The sequence below is a fragment of the Ferrovum myxofaciens genome (genome assembly GCF_013181415.1).
GTDB lineage: Bacteria > Pseudomonadota > Gammaproteobacteria > Burkholderiales > Ferrovaceae > Ferrovum > Ferrovum myxofaciens.
In genome coordinates, this window is sequence record NZ_CP053676.1 from 1,549,562 (window position 1) to 1,568,865 (window position 19,304).

At 56.2% G+C, this 19,304-nt stretch carries 24 protein-coding genes and 1 pseudogene; 4 read left to right on the forward strand and 21 right to left on the reverse strand.

Annotation, left to right across the window (positions count from 1 at the left end; genetic code table 11):
• Positions 1-23: 23 nt before the first annotated feature.
• From hisH to rph, 21 genes and pseudogenes are all read right to left on the reverse strand, one after another.
• Positions 24-659: an imidazole glycerol phosphate synthase subunit HisH gene (gene hisH / locus HO274_RS07580; RefSeq protein WP_156472615.1), complete on the reverse strand. Its 636-nt coding sequence runs from the start codon at positions 657-659 to the stop codon at positions 24-26.
• Between the two features lie 14 nt (positions 660-673).
• On the reverse strand, positions 674-1,261 hold the full coding sequence (gene hisB, locus HO274_RS07585; protein ID WP_062187348.1) for an imidazoleglycerol-phosphate dehydratase HisB: 588 nt from the start codon (positions 1,259-1,261) through the stop codon (positions 674-676).
• A 14-nt stretch (positions 1,262-1,275) separates the two neighbouring features.
• Positions 1,276-2,352: a histidinol-phosphate transaminase gene (hisC, locus tag HO274_RS07590; protein ID WP_273118357.1), complete on the reverse strand. Its 1,077-nt coding sequence runs from the start codon at positions 2,350-2,352 to the stop codon at positions 1,276-1,278.
• 2 nt (positions 2,353-2,354) lie between these two features.
• A complete protein-coding gene (hisD, locus tag HO274_RS07595; RefSeq protein WP_031596464.1) occupies positions 2,355-3,659 on the reverse strand; it encodes a histidinol dehydrogenase in 1,305 nt (434 codons plus the stop codon).
• Positions 3,656-4,345: an ATP phosphoribosyltransferase gene (gene hisG / locus HO274_RS07600; protein WP_031596465.1), complete on the reverse strand. Its 690-nt coding sequence runs from the start codon at positions 4,343-4,345 to the stop codon at positions 3,656-3,658. The genes hisD and hisG overlap by 4 nt, the downstream gene beginning before the upstream one ends.
• A gap of 11 nt (positions 4,346-4,356) precedes the next feature.
• Complete coding sequence (gene murA, locus HO274_RS07605) at positions 4,357-5,622, reverse strand: UDP-N-acetylglucosamine 1-carboxyvinyltransferase (protein ID WP_273118364.1); 1,266 nt, start codon at positions 5,620-5,622, stop codon at positions 4,357-4,359.
• An 11-nt stretch (positions 5,623-5,633) separates the two neighbouring features.
• Positions 5,634-5,879, reverse strand: a complete 246-nt coding sequence (locus HO274_RS07610; protein WP_035417178.1) for a BolA family protein — start codon at positions 5,877-5,879, stop codon at positions 5,634-5,636.
• A 32-nt stretch (positions 5,880-5,911) separates the two neighbouring features.
• Positions 5,912-6,670 carry an ABC transporter permease gene (locus HO274_RS07615; RefSeq protein ID WP_031596470.1) on the reverse strand — a complete coding sequence of 253 codons (759 nt, stop codon included), beginning with the start codon at positions 6,668-6,670 and terminating at the stop codon, positions 5,912-5,914.
• 64 nt (positions 6,671-6,734) lie between these two features.
• A pseudogene (locus tag HO274_RS07620) lies at positions 6,735-7,397 on the reverse strand (ABC transporter ATP-binding protein); the annotation flags it as partial.
• 26 nt (positions 7,398-7,423) lie between these two features.
• Positions 7,424-7,714: an STAS domain-containing protein gene (locus tag HO274_RS07625; RefSeq protein ID WP_273118372.1), complete on the reverse strand. Its 291-nt coding sequence runs from the start codon at positions 7,712-7,714 to the stop codon at positions 7,424-7,426.
• On the reverse strand, positions 7,711-8,346 hold the full coding sequence (locus HO274_RS07630; RefSeq protein ID WP_273118374.1) for an MlaC/ttg2D family ABC transporter substrate-binding protein: 636 nt from the start codon (positions 8,344-8,346) through the stop codon (positions 7,711-7,713). The genes HO274_RS07625 and HO274_RS07630 overlap by 4 nt, the downstream gene beginning before the upstream one ends.
• Positions 8,343-8,837: an outer membrane lipid asymmetry maintenance protein MlaD gene (gene mlaD / locus HO274_RS07635; RefSeq protein WP_273118377.1), complete on the reverse strand. Its 495-nt coding sequence runs from the start codon at positions 8,835-8,837 to the stop codon at positions 8,343-8,345. The genes HO274_RS07630 and mlaD overlap by 4 nt, the downstream gene beginning before the upstream one ends.
• The gene (mlaE, locus tag HO274_RS07640; RefSeq protein ID WP_273118380.1) at positions 8,837-9,634 is read right to left on the reverse strand and encodes a lipid asymmetry maintenance ABC transporter permease subunit MlaE; all 798 of its coding nucleotides are present in this window, start codon (positions 9,632-9,634) and stop codon (positions 8,837-8,839) included. The genes mlaD and mlaE overlap by 1 nt, the downstream gene beginning before the upstream one ends.
• On the reverse strand, positions 9,631-10,425 hold the full coding sequence (locus HO274_RS07645; RefSeq protein WP_273118383.1) for an ABC transporter ATP-binding protein: 795 nt from the start codon (positions 10,423-10,425) through the stop codon (positions 9,631-9,633). The genes mlaE and HO274_RS07645 overlap by 4 nt, the downstream gene beginning before the upstream one ends.
• Before the next feature lie 133 nt (positions 10,426-10,558).
• A complete protein-coding gene (gene trmB, locus HO274_RS07650) occupies positions 10,559-11,197 on the reverse strand; it encodes a tRNA (guanosine(46)-N7)-methyltransferase TrmB (protein WP_420537400.1) in 639 nt (212 codons plus the stop codon).
• A 44-nt stretch (positions 11,198-11,241) separates the two neighbouring features.
• Positions 11,242-12,039 carry a thiazole synthase gene (locus HO274_RS07655; RefSeq protein ID WP_273118387.1) on the reverse strand — a complete coding sequence of 266 codons (798 nt, stop codon included), beginning with the start codon at positions 12,037-12,039 and terminating at the stop codon, positions 11,242-11,244.
• 52 nt (positions 12,040-12,091) lie between these two features.
• The gene (thiS, locus tag HO274_RS07660) at positions 12,092-12,295 is read right to left on the reverse strand and encodes a sulfur carrier protein ThiS (RefSeq protein WP_031596485.1); all 204 of its coding nucleotides are present in this window, start codon (positions 12,293-12,295) and stop codon (positions 12,092-12,094) included.
• A 16-nt stretch (positions 12,296-12,311) separates the two neighbouring features.
• Positions 12,312-12,857, reverse strand: coding sequence for a methylated-DNA--[protein]-cysteine S-methyltransferase (locus HO274_RS07665; protein WP_051862097.1), 546 nt, complete (start codon positions 12,855-12,857; stop codon positions 12,312-12,314).
• The gene (gene hemW / locus HO274_RS07670) at positions 12,854-13,993 is read right to left on the reverse strand and encodes a radical SAM family heme chaperone HemW (RefSeq protein ID WP_273118394.1); all 1,140 of its coding nucleotides are present in this window, start codon (positions 13,991-13,993) and stop codon (positions 12,854-12,856) included. The genes HO274_RS07665 and hemW overlap by 4 nt, the downstream gene beginning before the upstream one ends.
• On the reverse strand, positions 13,990-14,583 hold the full coding sequence (rdgB, locus tag HO274_RS07675) for an RdgB/HAM1 family non-canonical purine NTP pyrophosphatase (RefSeq protein ID WP_273118397.1): 594 nt from the start codon (positions 14,581-14,583) through the stop codon (positions 13,990-13,992). Before rdgB ends, hemW begins: the two co-directional genes overlap by 4 nt.
• Positions 14,580-15,311, reverse strand: a complete 732-nt coding sequence (gene rph / locus HO274_RS07680) for a ribonuclease PH (protein ID WP_031596492.1) — start codon at positions 15,309-15,311, stop codon at positions 14,580-14,582. The genes rdgB and rph overlap by 4 nt, the downstream gene beginning before the upstream one ends.
• Positions 15,312-15,434: 123 nt before the next feature.
• Between rph and HO274_RS07685 the strand changes: the two genes are divergently transcribed.
• Genes HO274_RS07685 through HO274_RS07700 form a run of 4 tightly spaced genes read left to right on the forward strand, consistent with a single transcriptional unit; the run spans position 15,435 to position 19,296 of the window.
• Positions 15,435-16,304 carry a YicC/YloC family endoribonuclease gene (locus HO274_RS07685; RefSeq protein ID WP_227509433.1) on the forward strand — a complete coding sequence of 290 codons (870 nt, stop codon included), beginning with the start codon at positions 15,435-15,437 and terminating at the stop codon, positions 16,302-16,304.
• Positions 16,304-16,930: a guanylate kinase gene (gene gmk / locus HO274_RS07690; protein ID WP_227509432.1), complete on the forward strand. Its 627-nt coding sequence runs from the start codon at positions 16,304-16,306 to the stop codon at positions 16,928-16,930. Before HO274_RS07685 ends, gmk begins: the two co-directional genes overlap by 1 nt.
• A 25-nt stretch (positions 16,931-16,955) precedes the next feature.
• Entirely contained in the window at positions 16,956-17,156 is a 201-nt protein-coding gene (gene rpoZ, locus HO274_RS07695) for a DNA-directed RNA polymerase subunit omega (protein WP_273118403.1), read from the forward strand.
• Between the two features lie 10 nt (positions 17,157-17,166).
• Positions 17,167-19,296, forward strand: coding sequence for a RelA/SpoT family protein (locus HO274_RS07700; RefSeq protein WP_273118407.1), 2,130 nt, complete (start codon positions 17,167-17,169; stop codon positions 19,294-19,296).
• The last annotated feature ends 8 nt before the right edge of the window (positions 19,297-19,304 follow it).

Genomic DNA, 19,304 nt, shown 5'->3' on the forward strand with positions numbered 1-19,304 from the left:
TTTCATGAACGTTGGGTAAAAAATCAGGGGGTCCAGTGAATAAAATTGGACAACAGGGTCAGCCCGGCAGCAGCACTTTTTTCAGGGTGAAACTGTACGGCACAAAGGTTGTCCCGGATCACTGCACTGGTAAAAGGAAAACCATACGTCGTGGTGGCCGCACACTCTGCCTCATCGAATTCCTGCACGTAGTAACTATGGACGAAATAGAAACGGGAATCCGGGGCCAATCCACGCCAAAGAGGATGTTCCCGGGTTGCATGTACCTCGTTCCAGCCCATGTGAGGAACCTTGAGACGCTCTCCCTGGGGGCCAAACCGATCCTCGGGAAAACGGCGCACCTTGCCTGCCAACAGCCCCAATCCTGCCACATCACCTTCCTCGGAATGGTCGAACAACACCTGCAACCCAAGGCAAATTCCCAGAAAGGGGCGAATCTGCATCAATTCCCGCACTACCTCCAGAAGATGACGCTCGCGCAAACGTCTCATGCAATCGGGCAATGCCCCCTGCCCCGGAAAAACAATGCGATGGGCCGCGCGCAACCGTTCGGGGCAGTCGGTGACTTCAACCTCGACTTCGGGGGCTACCCGGTTCAGCGCACGGGCCACCGAACGCAGGTTACCCATTCCATAGTCCACCACTGCAATGCGCATCACATTCCGATCCTGTATCAGAGAGAGCCTTTGGTGGAGGGGACTTGGGAAGCACTGCGCGGATCCAGGGTCACCGCCATACGCAAAGCACGCCCCAACGCCTTGAAAACAGTTTCAGCCTGGTGATGCGCATTACGCCCTTTCAGGTTATCCACATGCAAAGTCACTTGGGCATGATTGACAAACCCCTGAAGAAACTCCTGAATCAGGTCCACGTCAAAATCTCCGATGCGGGCACGGGTATAATTCACTTCATACTCCAGCCCAGGACGACCGGACAGATCCACTACCACCCGAGAAAGCGCCTCGTCCAAGGGAATCAGGGCATGACCGTAACGCACCAGACCCTTTTTATCCCCCAGCGCCTGAGCAAATGTCTGGCCCAGCGTAATACCCACATCCTCTATCGTGTGGTGGGCGTCGATATGAAGATCTCCCTGGCACGCCACTTCCAGATCCATCAAACCATGACGGGCCACCTGATCGAGCATGTGATCAAAGAAGGGAACACCGGTGGACAGACGAGAAACGCCTGTCCCATCCAGATCGAGGGAAACCGTCACAGTGGTTTCCAGGGTAGTGCGGGTCAATCGCGCACAGCGCATGTTCTTGTCCGTATTCATTGAATGTCCAACACCCGGCTCAACGCGTCGAGAAAAGCCAGGTTTTCATCGGGAGTTCCCACAGTAACGCGCAGACAATCGTGTAACAGCGGATGTGCCTGACTGAGGTTTTTGATCAATATACCATGATGCCGAAGTCCGTCAAATACTTGCCCGGCTCGGGGTACGCGGAACAGCAGAAAATTTGCGGCGCTGGGAAAAACTGTGACCGGAGCCAACGCTTTCAAGGACGCAGCCAGCAGCATGCGTTCCTGCACAATGGCCTCCACCTGCGTCTGCAGTTCGGCCCGATGTTCCAGCATCACAACCGCCGCCGCTTGATCCAACACGGAGATGTTGTAGGGAAGACGCACTTTGTCAATTTCCGCCAGTACTTCGACGGGTCCGCATAACCAGCCCAAACGCACCCCCGCTAACCCCAGTTTGGATAAAGTACGCATCAAGAGCAGATTGGGATAATGCCCCAACCGATCCTTGAAGGAATAAGTGGTGAAGGGGTAATAGGCTTCATCCACCACCACCAACCCGGGACTGGCCTGGATGACCGCTTCCACCGTTTGAGCATCAAAGCAGTTGCCGGTGGGATTATTGGGATAGGCCAGAAAAGTGAGCGCAGGACGATGACGGGCAATGGCTTCCAGCAAAGCCGGGCCATTCAAGGAAAAGTCCGGATCGAGTGGAACTCCCACAAAGGTCACCTGAGCCAACTGGGCAATCAAGCGAAACATGACGAAGGAAGGTTCTACGCCCAGAATCACTGCACCTGGCTTTGCCACCGCCAAGGCCAGCATCTGGATCAATTCGTCCGAACCGTTGCCCAGCACCATGGCTGGCGTATCGTTCAAGCCCATCAAAGCACCCAGTTGGTGTTTGAGTTGGGAGGCAGAGGGCGAAGGATACCGGTTCAAAGTCAGTTCCCCCAGAGTCGAAGACAGTCGAGCCCGCAACGCAGTGGAGAGCGCGTAGGGATTCTCCATGGCATCCAGTTTTATCATTCTCTCTGCGGCAGGGACTGGGTAAGCATTCAACGCGCGGATATCTTCCCGAACCACGGTACGAACCAGGTCTTCCATGGCTAGACCTCATTCCGAAAACGACAGGCCGCAGAACGTGCATGGGCATGCAATCCTTCCTGCAAGGCCAGTACCTCGGCAATCTCACCCAGGTGACGCGCACCTTCCCGCGAGACCTTCAACACGCTGGATCGCTTCTGGAAATCGTAGACGCCCAGAGGAGAGGCAAACCGTGCCGTGCGCCCGGTGGGCAACACATGATTGGGCCCTGCACAATAATCTCCCAGAGATTCGGAACTGTATCGCCCCGCAAAAATTGCGCCAGCATGGCGTAACAAAGGCAAACAGTCCTCGGGTTGGGCCACGGACAATTCCAGGTGTTCCGGTGCGATGCGGTTGGACAAGTGACAGGCTTCCGCCAAATCACGAACCCGGATCAGTGCCCCCCGATCCGCCAGGGATTTTTCGATCACGGCTTGGCGCGGCAAGGTCGGCAGGAGCGCTACAATGGCCTGTTCCACCTGCTCCAGATAGTTTGGATCCGGACACAGCAATAACGCCTGGGCCAGTTCGTCATGTTCCGCTTGGGAGAACAGATCCATGGCTACCCAGCGAGGATCCGTGGAACCGTCCGCAATAATGAGGATTTCCGAGGGACCTGCCACCATGTCGATTCCCACCACACCAAAAACCTGGCGTTTGGCGGCAGCCACATAGGCATTGCCAGGGCCGACGATCTTGTCCACTGCAGGTATCGTGGCCGTCCCGTAGGCCAGGGCCGCAATGGCCTGAGCCCCGCCCACAGTAAAGACACGCCGTACACCGGACAAGGCCGCCGCCGCCAGCACCAGTTCATTGCGCACGCCCTCCGGGGTGGGCACCACCATGAGGATATCCTGGACTCCGGCCACGGCGGCAGGAATGGCATTCATCAGGACGGAAGAAGGATAGACCGCTTTACCGCCGGGCACATAAAGCCCCACACGATCGAGGGGAGTGACACGCTGTCCCAGTTCGGTTCCATCCGCTTCCCGTACGCTCCAGGACTCCATGCGCTGATGCTCATGAAATGCGCGAATCCGTTCTGCTGCCTTTTCCAGCGCACGCCGTTGCGACTGTGGCAACTCCTCCAATGCGCGCGTCAGGACATCTCCAGGCAATTCCAGCAACTCGGCTTGCGCCACGACCAGGCGATCAAAACGTTGGGTGTACTCGAGCAAGGCTTCATCCCCGCGCTTTCTGACGTCCTGAAGAATGGAACGCACCACCGTCTCGACCTGCTCATCCAGAGCACTGTCAAAGGACGTCAGACGGACCAGTTCCGCATCAAATCCCACCGTTGTAGAATCCAGTCGTCGCATTTTCATGGGACCTCTTCTCCAAAAGTTTCCTTCACACCCTGGGCAATGGCTTCTACCACCGGAGCCAGACGCTCCCGGTACAACTTCCAGGCCGCACCATTCACCACCAACCGGGAACTGATCTCCGCAATATTCTCCACGGCCTCCAGGGCATTGGCGCGCAAGGTATTGCCACTGCTCACCAGATCGACGATGGCATCGGCCAAACCCGTGAGTGGGGCCAGTTCCATGGAACCATACAACTTGATCAAATCCACATGGACGCCCTTGGCGGCAAAATGTTCACGGGCCAATTTGGCATATTTGGTTGCTACACGCAGGCGCGCACCCCGTCCTATGGCACCCTCATAGTCAAATCCCTGAGACACAGCCACCATCAGACGACACCGGGCAATACGCAGATCCACCGGTTGATACAGTCCTTCACCGCCCTGTTCGAGCAGAACATCAAGCCCAGCCACCCCCAGGTCAGCGGCCCCCCGCTGAACATATGTAGGCACATCCGAGGCCCGCACGATGACCAGACGCACATCAGGTCGACTGGTGGGCAGGATGAGTTGGCGTGAACTGTCGGGGTCCACCAGCGGGACAATGCCAGCGCGCGCCAACAAAGGCAAGGTTTCGCCGAAAATCCGCCCCTTTGAAAGGGCCAGAGTGATCCCCGTAAAGGGCGTCGTACTGGATTGATTCATGGTTTCACCGCTCATTCAATCGTGCCACTGCGTTCTCTGCGGACTTCTGCCCCCAACGCGCGCAACTTTTGTTCCAGGGTTTCGTACCCCCGATCCAGATGGTAGATCCGATCCACCACGGTTTCTCCCTGCGCAATCAATCCTGCAATCACCAGACTGGCAGAAGCGCGCAGGTCTGTGGCCATGACTGTTGCCCCCTCCAGTTGAGACACCCCCCGAATGATGGCAGCATTGCCTTCCACCTCGATGTTGGCCCCCAATCGGCGTAGCTCCTGAACATGCATGAAACGGTTTTCGAAAATGGTTTCGGTGATCACGGTCGTACCTTGCGCCACCGCATTCATGGCCATGAACTGGGCCTGCATGTCCGTAGGAAAGGCAGGGTAGGGCGCCGTACGCAAACTGACCCCGTGATTCGGCCCTGCCATGGTCAAATGAATCGTCTCTTCAGTACAACGAATGCGGGCATTGGCTTCCCGCAACTTGTCCAGCACCGCATCCAGTGTCCCGGGGCGTACCCCTCGCAATAGAACGTCCCCACCGGTGGCGGCGGCGGCCACCAGAAAAGTGCCGGTTTCAATGCGATCCGGCATGACCGGGTGGGTGGTTCCCTGAAGGTGTTCCACCCCTTCGATGGTAATGACGTCCGTACCGTGTCCTTTAATCTTGGCCCCCATGGCAATCAGGCACTGGGCCAGATCCACCACTTCCGGTTCACGTGCGGCGTTTTCCAGAACCGTCGTCCCTGCCGCCAGAGTCGCTGCCATCATCAGATTCTCGGTACCCGTCACCGTCACCGTATCCATGAATATCCGGGCACCCTGCAAGCGGGTTGCCGATCCCACGATGTACCCATGTTCCACCGACAGATGGGCACCCATAGCCTGCAATCCTTTCAGGTGCAAGTCCACAGGGCGTTCGCCGATGGCACACCCTCCCGGCAAGGAGACACGGGCATGTCCAAATCGGGCCAGCAGAGGTCCCAACACCAGAATGGAGGCACGCATGGTCTTGACCAAGTCGTAGGAAGCCAGGGGTTCCAAGGCAGCCGATGCACTCAGAACCACTTCGCCGTGCTCACCCTCGACCTCCACCCCCATGCCTCTGAGTAAACGCAGCAACGTGCCCACATCGCGCAAGGCAGGAACCCGAGTCACCCGAAGCGGTTGAGCGGTCAACAGAGCAGCGCAGAGAATGGGTAAAGCCGCATTCTTTGCGCCGGAAATCTCAACGGTACCCGTGAGCGGTTGGCCCCCGGCAATGATCAGTCTATCCACGATGTACCTGTCTAGCGAACTTCCACTTCCGCCCATTGGGCAGGGGTCAGGGTGCGCATGGAGAGGGCGTGGATCTCCTCGCGCATGCGGTCTCCCAAAGCTCGATACACCAGTTGATGCTGAGCCACACGACTTTTACCTTCAAAAAGGGCGCTGACGATGATGGCCTCGAAATGTTGACCATCACCACTGACGTCCACATACTGACAGACCAGTCCACTTTCAATGTATTGCTTGATATCCTGGGGAAGTACCATGATCATTTCATCCTCTCGACACATTCGGGGGCTCAGGGGCGTACCCGCCAACCACTGCGCAATAAAGCCAAAGTCACCCATGATAAAGCCAAACAGGTACTTCCGACAATGAGCAGGGATTCCCAGGGGGAAACGTCACTCGCTCCGATGAAGCCATAGCGAAACCCATCGATAGCGTAAAAAAATGGATTGAAGCGTGAAATGAAGTGCCAGAGAGGGGGCAGGGAATGGAGCGAATAAAAGGCGCCGGACAGGAACGTCAAGGGTAAAATGAGAAAATTCTGCCAGGCCGCCATCTGGTCAAACTTTTCTGCCCAGACGCCGGCCAATACTCCCAATGCCCCGGACAAGCCCGTGGCCAGAAGACAAAACACCAGAATCCAGAGCAGTGAATGGATCTGGAGCGGAAAGAAAAAACCTGCCGTCATCAGCACCACCGACCCCACCAACAGCCCACGCAACATGGCGGCCAGTACATAAGCCAAAAAAAACTCCATTTCCGACAGGGGAGCCAGCAGCACGAAAACCAGATTTCCGGTTATCTTGGATTGCACCAAACTGGAGGAACTGTTGGCGAAGGCGTTCTGAAGCATGGCCATCATGACCAACCCAGGTACCAGAAATTCGGCATAACCCACCCCTGGGTACACGCTGATACGCTGCCCCAGGACTTGCGCAAAAACAACTAGATAGAGCAAGGTGGAGACCAGAGGCGCAAGCAAGGTCTGAAAAGATACTTTCCAGAAACGCAGCACCTCCTTGCCAAATAACGTCGCGAATCCCACCCCCATCCTAAGCCTCCACGTCTCGAATCAATCCCATGAAAGCCTCTTCCAGCGTGGCTGCCTGCTGTCCCTGCAACAAATCACTGATGCGTTCGCAAGCCACCAATTTCCCCTTGTGCAATACGGCCACACGCTGACACAGGGCTTCTGCCTCCTCCAGATAATGGGTAGTCAGGAGGATGGTATGGCCTGCGCCATTGAGTTTCTGAACAAATTTCCAAAGGGTCTGGCGCAGTTCCACATCCACGCCAGCTGTGGGTTCATCCAGCACAATGACCGGCGGACGATGGACCAGTGCCTGGCCAATCAATACGCGTCGTTTCATCCCCCCCGACAGCGCACGCATGTTGACCTCAGCCTTATCGGTCAGATGCAGGTTCTCAAGGATTTCGTCGATCCAGTCGTCATTGTGGCGCAAACCAAAATAACCGGACTGGATACGCAGGGTTTCACGAACGCTGAAAAAAGGATCAAATACCAATTCCTGGGGAACCACCCCCAGAGCACGCCGAGCCGCTCGATAATCCTGCGTCACCTCGTGCCCCATGACTTTCAACGTTCCCGAATCAGCACGAGCCAGCCCGGCCAGTACGCTGATCAGTGTGGTTTTTCCCGCCCCGTTGGGTCCCAGCAACGCGAAGAACTCTCCCTGTTCGATGGTCAGGTCCACCCCTTGCAAGGCCTGTAGCGCCCCGTAGGACTTCCGCACCGCGCGTATTTCCACCGCAGGCAATGATTGCTCCAGAGAAGACATCGGTTTCAGACCTCGACGATGCCTTCCAGCAAGGGAGAAAGACCATAAAGCGAGATTAGAACGTGCAGATTGTCAGGAATTTTTACGAAAACCAGTTTTTTCTTTCCCCGCGCCGCTTCCCGTAACCAATGCAGAAGCAAGGCTACCGCCGCCGAATCCAGAGTCGTCGTACGAGAAAAGTCGATGGTCACCTCCGGTCCCAGAGAGGAAAAAGAGGTGGAGTTCACCAAATCGGGTACCGTATCCATGACCACAGGGCCTTCCAGAAAAAGATGGTTGCCTTCACGCTGGATCATTTTTTTCCGGCGGTCTTGCTTTCCGCCTGTTTGCTCTTGTCCGCCATGGCCTGGATCAATCCATCGATCCCATGATTGCGCACGATATCAGAAAATTCGTTGCGATAATTGGTCACCAAACTCACCCCATCCACCTGAATATCGAACACCTTCCAGTCATCGCCCAACTTTTCCATGCGATAGTCGATGGGAACAATGGGGCCCCCTGAGGGGATCACCACAGAATGTACCGTGGCTTCATTTCCACCATCATACAAATCCGAACCCTTGACCTTCAATTCCTGATTCTTGTATTGAGACAGTGAAGTGGCATAGGTCCGTACCAGCAGGTCACGGAACCCTTCGGTCAACTTTTGCTGCTGCTCAGGGCTGGCCTGACGCCAGTTTTTGCCCATGGCCAAACGTGTCATGCGCGTAAAATCAAAGTGCGGAAGAACTTTGTCCTGAATCAGGGCATAGGCTCTGGCGCGATCTCCGTTCTGAATGGCCTTATCCTTTTTCAAGGTTGCCACCACCTCATCTGCGGTGTTGGAAATCACGGATTCAGGGGTGATGGCTGCCCACACCGCCAGATTCCACCCCGCCAAGGTCACTGCCACTCCGACCCTTTGCCACACTGCCCATCGCTTCATGGTGCCCCCTTATCGGTTGAAGTCTTGTCGGCCCCACCGTCCTGAGCCTTATTGAAAAGAAACTGGCCAATCAGACGCTCGAGTACCATGGCCCCCTGCGTCAACTTGATCTCATCACCATTCTTCAGCATCTTGTCATCTCCACCGGCATCCAGTCCCACATATTGTTCGCCCAGAATCCCCGAAGTCAGAACCGAAGCAGAACTGTCCACGGGGAAGTGATACTGGGGGTCAAGGGCCATACGCACCTCGGCATTGTAATGGAGAGTATCAAAACGCACCGAATGAACCCGCCCCACCAGTACCCCGGCACTGCGCACGGGGGCACGTTCCTTGAGTTGCCCGATATTATCGAAGTGGGCCACCACCTCATAAGCTCCTCCCGACCCATCCAGGCTCAAGTTCCCTACCTTGAAAGCCAACATCAGAAAAGCCACAAAACCCAACAGTACAAAAAACCCTACCCAAAGATTCAAGGTTGCTCGGTTCATCAATTCCACCCCTTCATCATAAATGCAGTCAACAACAAATCGAGGGCCAGAATGGCCAGGGAAGAACTCACCACCGTACGGGTCGTGGCTCCGGAAACCCCTTCCGCCGTAGGCGGTGCTTCGTACCCCTCGAAAGTGGCAATGGCTGAAACCGCCACACCAAAGACCAGACTTTTGATCATGCCATTGAGAATGTCATGGCGAAAATCCACGGCGGCCTGCATCTGCGACCAGAATGCTCCGCTGTCCACCTTCAACATGATCACCGTCACGAGAAATCCGCCCATGATCCCCAGGGAGGTAAACAGGGCAGCGAGCAAGGGCAAAGAAATCACTCCCCCCCAGAAACGGGGAGCCACGACCCGCGCCAATGGATTCACCGCCATCATTTCCATGGCCGATAACTGTTCCGTGGCCTTCATCAAGCCGATTTCCGCCGTGATGGCCGAACCCGCACGACTGGCAAAAAGCAGGGCCGAGACCACCGGACCCAACTCGCGCATCAGGGAAAGTGCCACCAGTACCCCGACGCTTTCCGAGGAGCCATAACTTTGCAAAGTCTCGAAGCCCTGCAAACCCAAGACCATCCCCACAAACAGACCGGACACCAGAATGATGATGAGAGACTGCACCCCGGCAAAATAGATTTCCCGAATGACCAGACTAAAACGTCGAAAACTGGTGCCTGAATGGCGCAAGATCTGCCCCAAAAACAGAACCACCGCACCGATTCTCTCGACGATGCGCAAGGTGGTATCGCCCACGTTGCGCAGGCCTTGTCCCCATGCGCCTCTCATGCCTGCCCTCGTTCTTCACCAAAATCCATTTTCAGGGTTGGCCCAGGGTAGTGGAAGGGCAGGGGACCATCGGCCTCTCCCCAGACGAACTGGTGCACAAAAGGCAGGGCAGAGTTGTGAATTTCTTCGGGGGTTCCCTGGGCCACGATCACACCGTCCGAAACAAAATAAATGTAGTCCACGATCTTCATCGACTCCTGTACATCGTGCGTCACCAGAACGGAGGTTGCCCCCAGCGCATCATTCAACTGGCGAATCAGCCGACCGATCGCGCCCATGGAAATGGGATCAAGCCCCGTAAAGGGTTCATCGTACAGAATCAACGCCGGGTCCAGTGCCGTGGCCCGAGCCATGGCCACGCGTCGTGCCATGCCCCCGGACAGTTCGGCAGGCATCAGGGACTGCACCCCACGCAACCCCACCGCATTGAGTTTCATCAGGGTCAGGTCACGAATCATGGATTCTGGCAAGCGGGTATGTTCGCGCATTTGAAAAGCCACATTGTCGAATACCGATAAATCCGTGAAAAGTGCCCCAAACTGGAACAGCATGCCCACCTGACGACGCATGGCGTAGAGTTGCGCTTCATTCATATGGTTCAATTCCTGACCAGCCACACGCACCGATCCTTGGCGCGCCAATAACTGCCCACCCATCAGGCGCAAAAGGGTGGTCTTGCCACAGCCACTCAGCCCCATGATGGCCACCAGACTGCCCTTGGGCACCGTCAAATGGATCCCCTTGAGCACCAGTTGGTCGCCATAGCCAAAATTCAGATCACGGATTTCCACCTGGTGGATCATATTCAGTCACTGCGGAGAAAAACAAGAAGGGCATACGGATAGTCTTCCCATGTTACCCCAGAACCTGACACGCTCACAAATCCCAAGGGTTGCACAGACTTCCTCGACCCTACGCCCCTGATCACTTCCGGCGCCAAAATAACAGATCCCATACGCCATGCCCGAGGCGAACACCACGACTTTCAAAGCGGGTCAGGGGGCGCCAATCCGGACGCTCAATAAAATCCGCCCCCGTGTTTTCCAGTTGGGATTCGACACGTAATACGACACGCATCTGCTCGGCATAATCCTGCCAATCCGTGGCCAGATGCAAATAGCCGCCGCCCTTCAGACGCTCGCTCAGGAGTTCCACGAAGGGCGGTTGAATCAAGCGACGTTTGTGGTGGCGAGATTTTGGCCAGGGATCCGGAAAAAAAATATGAATGCCCTCCAAAATGGCCTGGGGAAGCATGTGGCGTACCACTTCCACGGCATCATGGCGCATTACCCGGACATTGTTGACATTATTTTCGGCCAGTTTCTTGAGCAGGGCCCCCACGCCAGGGCCATGGACGTCGATGGCCAGAAAATTCCACTCCGGGCGCTGCAAGGCCATGGCCAAGGTCCCTTCGCCCATACCAAAACCAATTTCGAGCCCAAGCGGCGCAGTGCGCCCAAAAAGCGTCTGCAAGCGTTCGGGCGTAAGCAGATCCTGAGGCGAGTAATCCACCCCCCAGCGCGCCCACCCTTCTTCCAGGGCCCTTTGCTGAGCCGGAGACATGCGACCCTGGCGAAGAACGAAACTGCGGATCGGCGGATGGTCAGTCACTGAATCAGACCACTCAAAGGAGAACTGGCGCTGGCCCGATAAGGTTTTTTGGGCATTCGTCCCGCCCGCCAGGACAGCCGTCCGGCCTCCACAGCCAAGGCCATGGCCTTGGCCATCTGCACGGGATGGCGGGCCTGCGCAATGGCCGTATTCATCAAAACCCCGGCACAACCCAGTTCCATGGCAATGGCAGCATCGGAGGCCGTGCCCACCCCTGCATCCACGATCACCGGGATCTGGGCTCGCTCCAGAATGATACCCAGATTCCAGGGATTGAGAATCCCCATCCCGGATCCAATCAGGGATGCCAGAGGCATGATGGCGACACAACCGAGGTCTTCCAGACGTCGGGCCAGAATGGGGTCATCGCTACAGTAGACCATGACCTCAAACCCTTCCCGAATCAAAATTTCCGCAGCCTCAAGGGTTTCCACCATATTCGGAAAAAGTGTATCGGCATCCCCCAAAACTTCCAACTTGACCAGTGCATGCCCATCCAGTAATTCACGGGCCAGACGCAGGGTACGCACCGCTTCCTCGGCTGTATAGCAACCTGCCGTATTGGGGAGCAGAGTGTAACGGTCAGGCGAAATCACGTCCAGCAAATTGGGTTCGCCCGGGTTTTGCCCAATATTGGTGCGCCGGATCGCCACCGTGACAATTTCAGCACCGCTGGCTTCCACGGCTTCCCGGGTCTGGTTCAGATCGGCATATTTGCCGGTGCCCACCAGTAAACGAGAACGAATGGTACGTCCAGCCAGGATAAAGGGATCAGGAGAAACGGGAAAGGTCATGAGTGGTCCTGCAGTGAGTATCAATAGATAAGAATGGTCCGGGAACGGGGGTTCAACCCCCGCCCACCGCCACCACGATCTCGAGCCGATCGCCCTCGGCCAACGCCCTCGAATCATAGTGGCTGCGCGGCACAATGTCTCCGTTGCATTCGATGGCCACCCGACGTCCGGTCATACCCCGTTCGTCCAGAACCTGACGCACGGTCGGTACCGTAGCAAAAATCTGCGGTGAACCATTGATGAAAAGAGTGATCATGCTGGAAACGAACAGACTATAAAAAGGGAATTCTACCATGGGCACTTATCTGGCCAGAAGTCCCGGGAATCATCCCTTCCCGAAAAAGCAAAACTTCTTTCACATCAAGCCCCAAACCAAAACCTCCCCAGCGCCCTCCGCTCGCCACCACGCGGTGACAGGGAATCAGAAAAGGCAGCGGGTTAGCGCCACAGGCAGAACCCACGGCACGCACCGCCCGAGGCCGTCCGATCAGCGCTGCAATATCTCCATAGGTACGCCACTGTCCTACCGGAATGGTACACAGGGCATCCCACACGGCCCGCTGAAATCCTGTACCTGACAGGTGCAAAGGAATGGGTTGGCGTACCACAGTAGGGCATTCCACTGCCGCAAGCAGCGCTTCTTCCCAAACCTCCTGCACTTGAAGATCAACCTTCCCACCCAGAGCCGAAAAACGCGTCGCCGCCTGGCGATATCCTGCCTCAGGAGTTCCCGTCAAAGTCAGCCAGCGTACCCCGTCAATATCAAATACCCAAGAAAGACACCCCAAGGAACAAGACGTCTGCTGAAGTCTGTTCATGGCAAAAATCGTTGCAATAAATCATTAAGAAAGCGCTGCCCACGAAAGGTCGGACACAATCGGCGGGGGTTGGCTTCCAACCAGCCTTCCTCCTCCAATTGACTCAAAAGAGGTTGAAGTCCCTGCAAAGATAACCCGGTATGACGTTCGTACATCTCTCGGGGAACACCTTTGGACAAACGCAGGGCATTCATCATGAATTCAAAGGGAATATCCTGCGCGGTCACGTTCTGTACTTCTTCTACTGGTGTTCCGCGTTCCACGGCGCGCATGTATGCCTCAGGCTGTCGAGCCCGGCGCTGACGCTCAATACCCCAAGGACCGGTCAATTTACCGTGTGCCCCCGCCCCCAATCCCAGATAATCTCCAAAACGCCAGTAATTGAGGTTGTGTCGGCAATAATCCCCCCCTCGTGCCCAAGCGGAGGTTTCATAGGGCTCATACCCTGCCGCCATCAGAATCGCGTGGGCAGCCTGCTCCCCCTGATCCAGCGTTTCCGCGTCCGGCAAAGGAGGAGGGTGATGATAAAACGGGGTATGAGGTTCCAGAGTCAATTGATAGCAGGACAAGTGCGAAGGCGCATACTGAAGCGCTTGGGCCACGTCTGCGCAAACCCCTTCAATGGTTTGCTCGGGCAACCCCACCATCAGATCCAGATTGAACCGCTCGAAATGAGTGGCAGCCGCTTCGGCTGCCCGATGCGCCTCCGATGACCCGTGTATGCGCCCCAACAACTTCAACTGGTCATCCGAAAAACTTTGAATCCCCACGGACAGGCGATTGATGCCTGCGGCGCGAAAGGCACGAAATCGTTCAGCATCCACCGTGCCAGGATTGGCCTCCAGGGTGATTTCAGCTCCTGCCGCCAGCGGCACCAAAGCCCTGATCTCCTCGAGCAGACGTCCCACTCCTTCCGGCGACAAGACACTGGGCGTTCCTCCCCCAAAAAACACCGTTTCCACAGTGCGTCCCCAAATACGGGGCAACTGCATCTCCAGATCCTGGCGCAAAGCCGTCAAGTAACGTTCTTCGGGCAACCGGGTTGGCATGACATGGGAATTGAAATCGCAGTAGGGACATTTGCGAACACACCACGGCACATGCAGATACAACGACAGGGGAGGCGTCAGTCTCATGCCTGCAGAAAGGGCAACAGTGATTGCCAGGCGCGTGCACGGTGACTTTGGGCATTCTTTTCGGCCAGCGTCATTTGAGCCGCGGTTTTCCCGCATTCGGGAACCCAGAACAGGGGGTCATAGCCAAATCCGCCCGCACCCCGAGGCGCGTCCAGAATCTCGCCAAACCAGCGTCCTTCGGCGATGCAAGGCGTTGGATCAGCCCCATGCATCACCCAGACCAGAACACAATAATAAAAGGCACGACGTTCGGTACTCCCGGAAAGAGCACGCAGAAGCGCCTGGTTGTTATCCTGATCCTGTCGTTGAGGACCAGCATAATGGGCCGAATCCACTCCCGGTGCACCCTGTAGCGAAGGCACACAGAGTCCCGAGTCATCCGCCAAGGCCGGGCGCCCACTCCGTTGGGCCACATGCCGCGCCTTGGCCAGAGCATTTTCCACGAAAGTCCGATGAGGTTCGTCAGACCCCTCGATCCCCATATCATTCTGGGCGATTACCTTCCAACCCAAGGGTGAAAGAAGCGCATCAAATTCACGGATCTTGCCCGGATTGGAGGATGCCAGAACGACCTCACGCCCCTCTGTCATCCTGCGACCAAACCAGTTTCCAGGGCCTGCATCTGCAACCCGATCAACTCCCGACATCCCTTGGATGCCAGGTCCAGCAACGCATCCACCTCGTTTCGCCGGAAAGGGACGCCCTCGGCGGTACCCTGTAATTCCACGAAATATCCATCGGCAGTCATCACCACGTTCATGTCCGTATCACAGGTGCTGTCTTCCTCGTAGTCAAGATCCAGAACAGGGACTCCTTGCCAGATTCCCACCGAGACTGCCGCCACGGGTTGAAGGATGGGCGACTGATCCAGTATCCCCCTCTCCAGCAACTTGCTCACTGCGTCCTCGAGGGCGATATAGGCCCCGGTAATACTGGCCGTACGGGTACCTCCATCGGCCTGAAGGACATCGCAGTCCACATGCAGCGTTCGCTCACCGAGCACTTCCATATCCACCACGGCACGCAGGCAGCGCCCGATCAAACGTTGAATTTCCTGAGAACGCCCGGAGGGCTTGCCCAGGGTGACTTCACGCCGGGAGCGGGTGTGGGTGGCACCGGGCAACATGCCATACTCCGCTGTCACCCAACCTTTGCCCTGTCCTTTGAGAAAGGAGGGAACTCCTTCCGCCACGCTCACCGTGCACACCACACGGGTATCTCCGAAGGCCACCAAAACCGAGCCTTCTGCATGTTTGGTGAATCCGCGCAAGAACTCGACAGAACGCAACTGATCGGTTCGACGTTGGCTGGGACGCATAGAGGGTTCTCTTCTCACGATAAAGTCATTGGACCCCGATTCTAGGGGGCTACAGCACAGGATGCAACTAGAGTATGATAGCCCGCAGTCATCGAATCGTTCCGTTTTGAAGGATACGCCCCCTTGAATACCTTGTACAGCATGACTGGTTTTGCCTCCGGCTCTCAGGAGACCCCCGATGGGACCCTGCTGATGGAACTGCGCAGCGTCAATCATCGCTACCTTGAATTGCAGTTTCGCCTGCCCGATGTCCTGCGTCCCTGTGAACCGCGCCTGCGCGAACTTCTATCCCAGTCCCTGAAACGGGGCAAAGTGGACTGTCGTCTCGAATGGCTACCCCATCCCTCAAAGAGTGAGTCCCTCTCCCCGGACACCCACACCCTGGAACAGTTGCGTGTGGCTGCCGCCCTCATCCGGAAAGATTTTCCCGATGCCCGTCCCCTGTCTGTGGCGGATATCCTGAATTGGCCCGGGGTCCTGCCCCATTCTCTGGAGCGCGCGCCTGCAGATGAATGGGTGGAATCCCTGACCCGCACCACACTTCATTCCTTGAGTGCCACCCGTAGCCGGGAAGGACAAAAATTGGGCAAATTCCTGCTGGACCATGCCCAGGCCATGAGCGCACGAATCCAACCCCTCAGGGAACGAATGCCCGCACTGGTCTGCGCCTACCAGGAAAAACTGACCCAGCGCCTGCGCGAATCACTGGCGAGCGTCGATGAAGACCGCCTGCTGCAGGAGGTTGCCCAATGGTCGGCAAAAATTGACATCGCCGAGGAACTTTCCCGTCTCGACATGCACCTCGAGGAGGTGATCCGAGTCGTCCAGGCCGGTGGGCAAAGCGGTAAACGCCTCGATTTCCTGATGCAGGAATTGCATCGTGAAGCCAATACTCTGGGTTCCAAGGCCCTTCACTCGGAATTGTCCCTTGTCTCCCTTGATCTCAAACTGCATATCGAGCAAATGCGCGAACAAGTACAGAACCTGGAATAATGATGTCCGATACCGATCCCTCACTGCCCGGTCAGTTATTCATTGTCACTGCCCCTTCAGGTGCAGGTAAGTCCAGTCTCATCGCTGCGCTTCTGAAACAGGACCCCCGGGTCCGCCTGTCCGTTTCTCATACGACCCGTGCACCGCGTCTGGGTGAAGTCGAAGGGCAGGACTATCATTTTGTCAGCCCTGCGGCCTTTTTGGCCTTACGCACAGAAAATCAGTTTCTGGAATGGGCAGAAGTCTATGGAAATTTTTACGGAACCACGCGTCAGTCTCTTGAAGATTTGCAGAACCAGGGTTTTGACGTCATTCTGGAAATCGACTGGCAAGGTGCCCGCCAGGTCCGCCAACTCTACCCGGAGTCTTTGGGGGTTTTTATCCTCCCTCCCTCCCTCGAAACGTTGCGCAACCGACTGCAGGGACGGGGCAAGGATGATCCTGCGACCATAGAAATGCGCCTGTCCCTGGCGCAGGATGACCTGAGCCACGAGAATGAGTTTGAATATGCTATCATCAATGCTGATTTTGATGAGGCCCTCAGGGATCTGGCGGCCATCCTGCGCGCTGCACGGTGTCGGCGCGCCTGTCAGTATCCCCGTTATGCCTCACTTTTAACGCGTTAGATTTCTCTCTCCTGGAACCCTGACCATGGCACGCATCACGCTGGACGATTCTCTGCATTCCAATCAAAACCGTTTCGAGTTGACCCTGGCGGCCACTCAACGCGCCCGTCAAATTGCTTCTGGCTCCCCACCCCGGGTTGATCCGCAACGCAACAAACCCATTGTCATTGCGCTGCGCGAACTCGCTGCAGGCAAAACCGGGCCAGAAGTCATCGACAAAGTCTGATCCGACTCTGGTGAGCGAGCCCAGCCCCTCCGAGATTCTGACTTCCGAACCTCTGCTTCGGGTGGCCACCACCTATCTGCGCCCGTCGGATCTCGAACTGCTGGAGCAGGCGTTCCACCTGGCAGCCTGCGCCCATAAGGGGCAGTTCCGAAAAAGTGGTGAACCGTACCTCATCCACCCTCTCTCCGTTGCCGTCATTCTGGCGGAATGGCATCTCGACCCTCAAGCCTTATGCGCCGCCTTGCTCCACGATACGGTCGAGGATACGGGCACGACCGCCCAGGAAATCATGGAACAGTTTGGCCATTCGGTGAGCGAACTGGTAGAGGGAGTCAGCAAACTCGATCGTCTGGAATTCCAGACAGAGCAGCAGGCCCAAGCCGAAAATTTTCGCAAGATGCTGTTGGCGATGGCCCGGGATGTGCGCGTCATTCTCATTAAACTGGCAGACCGGCTGCACAACATGCGCACCTTGGGGGCCATGAAGTCTGATAAACAACGGCGCATTGCACGGGAAACCCTCGACATTTATGGCCCCATTGCCAACCGTCTGGGACTGCACAAACTGTACCAGGAACTGGAAGACCTGGGCTTTCGTTACCTTTACCCCAATCGCTATACTGTATTGAGTAAAGCGCTCAAAGCGGCACGGGGCAACCGGCGCGAGGTGGTAGGCAAGATTCTGACTGCGTTGGAACAACGCCTTGCCTCCTTCGGTCTGGACGTGTCTATCAAGGGACGGGAAAAACATCTGTCCAGCATCTATCAGAAAATGCAGGAAAAGTCCCTGTCCTTTTCGCAAGTACAGGACATCTATGGTTTTCGAGTCATCGTACCGGATCTGTCCAGTTGCTACCTTGCCTTGGGCGCATTGCATACGCTTTACAAGCCAATTCCCGGAAAATTCAAGGATTACATCGCCATTCCGAAATCCAATGGCTATCAATCCCTGCACACCACTCTGTTCGGTCCTTTTGGTACCCCCGTGGAAATCCAGATCCGCACCCGGGACATGCACAAGATTGCCGAATCCGGTGTGGCATCCCACTGGCTCTACAAGTCCTCCAACACCCCCTTGAGCGATGTCCAGAAAAAAACCCATCAATGGCTCCAGTCATTGCTCGAATATCAATCGGAAAGTGGTGATGCAGCAGAGTTTCTGGAACATATTAAAGTCGATTTGTTTCCCGATGCCGTTTATGTCTTCACCCCCAAGGGAACCATCAAATCCCTGATACGGGGGGCAACGGCCGTGGACTTTGCCTACGACGTTCACACGGATATCGGTCATCACTGCGTGGCTGCCAAGATCAACGATCAATTGGCCCCCCTCCGTACCATCCTGAACAATGGAGATCGGGTGGAAATCATTACAGAAGCCGAGGCCACCCCCAACCCCGCCTGGCTCAATTATGTGGTCACTGCCAAGGCCCGTGCCAAAATCCGTCATTATCTGCGTACCCTGCGCCACGAAGAGGCTGAAGTTCTGGGAGAACGCCTGCTTCATCAAGCCCTGCGCGCCCTCAATGCAGACCCGGGTACCCTCACGACGGATCAATGGGAACAACTTCTGAAAGGAGATCGTTGCAAGACTCGGGAAGAAGTGTTGGCCGAGATTGGCTTGGGAAAACGTCTGAATATCGTGGTGGCCAGATCTTTTCTGCCCAAAAATGGGGATACTTTCCCTACGCCCGAAATGCGCACTTCCATCACCATTCGCGGGAGTGAGGGCATGGCCGTGCAATTTGCTCCCTGTTGTCGTCCCATTCCGGGAGATCCGATTATCGGACTGATCAAAAAAGGTCAGGGATTACTGATTCACACCCAGGATTGCCAAAATATCCGTCAATCTCGCACCGACCCGGATAAATGGGTGGATGTGGCCTGGGAAAACAATAGCGGTCAACTGTTCGAAGTGGCGATCAAGGTACTGGTACTCAACCGTCGTGGCGTTCTGGCCACGGTTGCTTCGGCCATTGCCGAGGCGCACTCGAATATCGACAGCGTCACCATTGCCAAGGCCGATGGTACCTATAGTGAGATCAATTTTACGGTTCAAGTGCAGGATCGTGCACATTTGGCCATTTTGATGCAGAATTTGCGGGAAAATCCCGATGTCGTCCGTCTCACCCGCGTATAAAATCCCCC

Coding starts and splice junctions, on each gene's coding strand:
- HO274_RS07625 (WP_273118372.1), bottom strand. CDS start 7,714: ATGATCCAGCGTGAAGGCAACCATCTTTTTCTGGAAGGCCCTGTGGTC.
- HO274_RS07615 (WP_031596470.1), bottom strand. CDS start 6,670: ATGGGGGTGGGATTCGCGACGTTATTTGGCAAGGAGGTGCTGCGTTTC.
- hemW (WP_273118394.1), bottom strand. CDS start 13,993: ATGAGACTGACGCCTCCCCTGTCGTTGTATCTGCATGTGCCGTGGTGT.
- mlaE (WP_273118380.1), bottom strand. CDS start 9,634: ATGAGAGGCGCATGGGGACAAGGCCTGCGCAACGTGGGCGATACCACC.
- HO274_RS07610 (WP_035417178.1), bottom strand. CDS start 5,879: ATGGTACTTCCCCAGGATATCAAGCAATACATTGAAAGTGGACTGGTC.
- rph (WP_031596492.1), bottom strand. CDS start 15,311: ATGCGTCCCAGCCAACGTCGAACCGATCAGTTGCGTTCTGTCGAGTTC.
- HO274_RS07665 (WP_051862097.1), bottom strand. CDS start 12,857: ATGAACAGACTTCAGCAGACGTCTTGTTCCTTGGGGTGTCTTTCTTGG.
- trmB (WP_420537400.1), bottom strand. CDS start 11,197: ATGTCTCCGGCTCAGCAAAGGGCCCTGGAAGAAGGGTGGGCGCGCTGG.
- hisD (WP_031596464.1), bottom strand. CDS start 3,659: ATGAAAATGCGACGACTGGATTCTACAACGGTGGGATTTGATGCGGAA.
- hisC (WP_273118357.1), bottom strand. CDS start 2,352: ATGGAAGACCTGGTTCGTACCGTGGTTCGGGAAGATATCCGCGCGTTG.
- hisG (WP_031596465.1), bottom strand. CDS start 4,345: ATGAATCAATCCAGTACGACGCCCTTTACGGGGATCACTCTGGCCCTT.
- HO274_RS07630 (WP_273118374.1), bottom strand. CDS start 8,346: ATGAAGCGATGGGCAGTGTGGCAAAGGGTCGGAGTGGCAGTGACCTTG.
- HO274_RS07655 (WP_273118387.1), bottom strand. CDS start 12,039: ATGACCTTTCCCGTTTCTCCTGATCCCTTTATCCTGGCTGGACGTACC.
- rpoZ (WP_273118403.1), top strand. CDS start 16,956: ATGGCACGCATCACGCTGGACGATTCTCTGCATTCCAATCAAAACCGT.
- gmk (WP_227509432.1), top strand. CDS start 16,304: ATGATGTCCGATACCGATCCCTCACTGCCCGGTCAGTTATTCATTGTC.
- thiS (WP_031596485.1), bottom strand. CDS start 12,295: ATGATCACTCTTTTCATCAATGGTTCACCGCAGATTTTTGCTACGGTA.
- mlaD (WP_273118377.1), bottom strand. CDS start 8,837: ATGAACCGAGCAACCTTGAATCTTTGGGTAGGGTTTTTTGTACTGTTG.
- rdgB (WP_273118397.1), bottom strand. CDS start 14,583: ATGACAGAGGGGCGTGAGGTCGTTCTGGCATCCTCCAATCCGGGCAAG.
- hisB (WP_062187348.1), bottom strand. CDS start 1,261: ATGCGCTGTGCGCGATTGACCCGCACTACCCTGGAAACCACTGTGACG.